Origin of the sequence: Arsenophonus sp. ENCA, assembly GCF_002287155.1 — a bacterium.
Lineage (GTDB): Bacteria > Pseudomonadota > Gammaproteobacteria > Enterobacterales > Enterobacteriaceae > Arsenophonus > Arsenophonus nilaparvatae.
The window spans coordinates 1-3036 of record NZ_NHNG01000461.1 but is presented as its reverse complement, the minus strand read 5'-3'; the positions used below and the strand labels follow the sequence as shown (position 1 = coordinate 3036).

General features: G+C 41.0%; 2 protein-coding genes. Both read left to right on the top strand.

Annotated features, from left to right (window positions below):
• Positions 1 to 372, top strand: a 372-nt coding sequence (locus CBG25_RS11985) for a transposase (protein ID WP_290603757.1), incomplete at its 5' end; no start/stop codon positions are given.
• Between the two features lie 279 nt (positions 373 to 651).
• Positions 652 to 2679 carry a methionine--tRNA ligase gene (metG, locus tag CBG25_RS11980; RefSeq protein ID WP_290606870.1) on the top strand — a complete coding sequence of 676 codons (2028 nt, stop codon included), beginning with the start codon at positions 652 to 654 and terminating at the stop codon, positions 2677 to 2679.
• Positions 2680 to 3036 lie beyond the last annotated feature (357 nt).

Here is a 3036-nt window from a genome sequence, read left to right as displayed (position 1 = left end):
AGCACCCACGACAGTCAGCATTTCGAAAGGGTCATTGACAAGGCCAACACCAATCGCAATATCTACGCCGACCGAGGCTATCCCTCTGCGGAGCGGGAAGCTTGGCTGAAGGCAAACGGCTATAGGAGCCAGATTCAGCGTAAAGGCCATCGAAACAAACCGTTGTCCAAGACTCAGCAAGGGCGAAACCACAGGATTGCAAAGACTAGGGCACGGGTTGAACATGCATTTGCGGCGATGGAACAAATGGGTAGAAAACTGATCCGCACCATTGGACAGGTGCGCGCTAATTTTGCCATGACGATGATGGCAGCATGTTACAACCTAAAGCGGTTGGCGTACTTCCAGAGCGCGTGCATCGTGGCTTTCTGACGCCCAGAATGGGTCAAATGGCCCTAGCCAGGGCAATGTGCGATAGAATCAGTAGCGTGATAATCAAAAAAAATCTAATTATTTAGAATGAAAGCCAAGGGTTAATTGAAAATCTTGAGTTTTTCGAGGTGCCCATAAATAGATAATAAAAACGACGCTTATCAAGCAAAATTACGATAAAATAATGATTGATTATTCATGTTTTAGGCCTAGCCGGAAAAAACGCAATCAGTTAAGATCAAATTATTGTTCAATTTTTATGGGAATTAGATCCTTACTATGTCTCAAGTCGCGAAAAAACTTTTGGTAACCTGTGCGTTACCTTATGCTAACGGTTCAATACACCTTGGCCATATGTTAGAGCATATTCAGGCCGATATTTGGGTTCGTTATCAACGAATGCGCGGCAAGCAGGTTTACTTTATTTGTGCCGATGATGCCCATGGCACTCCAATTATGCTAAAAGCTCAGCAATTAGGTATAACGCCTGAGGAGATGATTAGTAAAGTAAATCAGGAACATCAACACGATCTTGCTGATTTTGCCATTAGTTATGATAATTACCATTCAACTCATAGTGTAGAAAATAAAACATTATCTGAAAAAATTTATTTAACACTAAAAGAGAGTGGCTATATCAAAAACAAAACTATCTCGCAGCTTTATGATCCTAAGCAAGGTATGTTTCTACCCGATCGCTTTGTTAAAGGGGGTTGCCCAAAATGCCATGCCGATGATCAATACGGTGATAATTGTGAGGTCTGTGGCGCAACTTATAACCCAACAGAGCTTATCAATCCCCACTCGGTTATTTCTGGTGCAACGCCTGAAATGCGTGAAACAGAGCATTTTTTCTTTGATTTACCCGCATTTAGTCATATGCTACAAAGTTGGACACGCTCAGGGGCTTTGCAACCACAAGTGGCAAATAAAATGCAAGAGTGGTTTGAAGCGGGTTTACAGCAATGGGATATTACTCGTGATGCCCCTTACTTTGGTTTTGAAATTCCTAATGAGCATGGCAAATATTTTTACGTCTGGTTAGATGCTCCTATTGGTTATATGGGGACATTTAAAAATCTATGTGACAAACAACCCAATATTGATTTCGATAGTTATTGGCACAAAGATTCTACTGCTGATCTTTACCACTTTATCGGTAAAGACATTGTCTACTTCCATAGCCTATTTTGGCCAGCAATATTAGAAGGTAGTGGTTATCGTAAGCCTACCAATATCTTTGTTCACGGTTATATCACTGTAAATGGCGCAAAAATGTCCAAATCACGGGGTACTTTTATTACCGCGCGCGCCTATTTAGATCAGCTGGATGCTGATTGTTTACGTTACTATTATGCCGCTAAGCTTTCTTCCCGCATTGATGATATTGACCTTAACTTAGAAGACTTTGTCCAACGGGTAAATAGTGACATCGTGAATAAAGTTGTCAACCTCGCGGCTCGCAATGTTGGATTCATCAATAAACACTTTGATGGTAAGTTATCATCGCAACTTGCAGCTCCTGAGCTTTACCAGCAATTTATTGCCGCAGCAGACAAAATTGGTCAACAATTTTGTCATCGTGAATACAATAAGGCGATTCGTGAAATTATGTTACTTGCCGATCTAGCCAATCGCTATATCGATGAGCAAGCACCCTGGGTAGTCGCTAAACACGAAGATCGCGAACAAGATTTACATGATATCTGTTCGATGGGTATCAATTTATTTCGCGTGCTAATGACTTATTTAAAACCTATATTACCGAGACTCACCAATCGGGCAGAAACTTTTTTAAATATTTCACTAAACTGGGATGATATTAGCGACCCTTTGCTAAATCATGAAATTACGCCATTTAAAACCTTATTCCAGCGAATTGAAATGAACAATGTAACCGCTATGTTAGCGGCATCTAGCGAAAATATAACGGCGCAAACAATGACTAATCAACAAGATTGCGAAAATTCTTTCCAAGATGTCATCAGTTTTGATGACTTCAACAAAGTCGACTTACGAGTTGCTTTAATTAAGCAAGCTGATTTCGTCGAAGGCTCCGATAAGCTGCTAAAACTCCAATTAGATTTAGGTGATAGCAGCCGACAAGTTTTTTCTGGTATTCGCGCGGCTTATCCTGATCCGAAAGTACTTGAGGGGCGCTTAACGATCATGGTCGCTAATTTAGCGCCACGAAAAATGCGTTTTGGCGTTTCAGAAGGGATGGTATTAGCCGCCTGTCCTGGTAACAAAGATATCTTTCTATTAACTCCAGATACTGGTGCCAAGCCCGGTATGCAAGTAAAATAGATTAACAATAAAAAAACATTAAATTAAAATGGCGACAATCGCATTAATCGCATTTTCGCCATTTTAATCCCAGTGACTACACCAGCCTAGCACATTAAGTGGGCTAATTGTATTATCAGTATGTTTTGTTATAGGACTGGTATTATGGAAAACCTTGTGTTTTAGTAAAAGCCCTCTGGGCACCTCGAAAAACCTAAGCCGAGTTTGATTTTGCTGATAAAGTTATCGGAAGCTGGTCTACTGAGCTAACCACCATGAAGAAACGCAGCGCCATTAAGAATGACCTCTTTGCAAACCAGTATCACCAACAGACGATCGACAAGTTGGGTGACCCGCTGGTCAAGATCGAAACCTGTA